Source organism: Xenorhabdus stockiae (assembly GCF_002632825.1).
GTDB classification, from domain to species: domain Bacteria; phylum Pseudomonadota; class Gammaproteobacteria; order Enterobacterales; family Enterobacteriaceae; genus Xenorhabdus; species Xenorhabdus stockiae.
Window position 1 is genome coordinate 1 of sequence record NZ_NJAJ01000132.1, and the last position, 845, is coordinate 845.

Annotated in this window: 1 protein-coding gene and 1 pseudogene; both read left to right on the top strand. The window is 33.0% G+C overall.

The window, feature by feature from the left end; all coding sequences use genetic code 11:
• A partial coding sequence (locus Xsto_RS21785) for a hypothetical protein (protein WP_339955554.1) occupies nucleotides 1-420 on the top strand: 420 nt, incomplete at its 5' end.
• Nucleotides 421-468: 48 nt separating this feature from the next.
• A pseudogene (locus Xsto_RS22065) lies at nucleotides 469-845 on the top strand (hypothetical protein); the annotation flags it as partial.

Sequence of the window (845 nt, forward strand, 5' to 3'; positions counted from 1 at the left end):
TGTTATATGGAGGAAGATGTTGTAAAAGAATTAGCTGAAACTATTATTATGTGTCCTCCGATAGCAGATCGAAAAGAAGGCTACAAATTTGGATTACTGTATAGTTTTCGCTTATGTTCAAGATTCGATTGGATCCGCTTTATTGTATTACCGATGATCCTATTGGAGTCAGTATCTCGCTATATTGCTATGCGAACAAGTAAAATCCCTCAATGGACAAAAGAAATAGAGAAGGCTTGTCTGGTTTCTCCCAATGATAATGTTGATGTTAGTTATAAAAATAATATCCCAGATTTATTGCGGTATACATTCGCTAACCAAAAGCTAGATAGCTATATTAAGCTGTATAGAAAGAAAAAAAGAGCGGCAAGACGTATAGATAAGATAGTTTCTAATCGTACTGAAACTCAGGGAAAATAGGTTTAAAAATATCTGATTTGATACTTATGGAAAATTAGGATTTACATTATGTCAATTAACAAGGGACTATTTACCCCTTATTTACTTAATCGCAAGCTGACTGAACAAGAAAAAAGAGATCAACTTTACCAAGGCCAGCCACATCCTGACAACCCATTGGTTAGTAATGATGATACAGTGATTAAAATGAATTCAACGTATCTGGAAACAGTTGATAGATATTATACATTCAAAGGTTTTCCTAGCCTTATATCATTTTTGATGACCATTGTTTTTCTTATAGGCCTAATTTGTTTTTCCATTACTTCCTTTTTAAGGCATGTTCTACGTGATGAACCGTTAGAATCTGGTGATTCTTATCTTATAGTGTTTTGTATTATCTTTCTATTTTTTACTGTATGTGCCACTTCGAGCGTTTTTTTAAA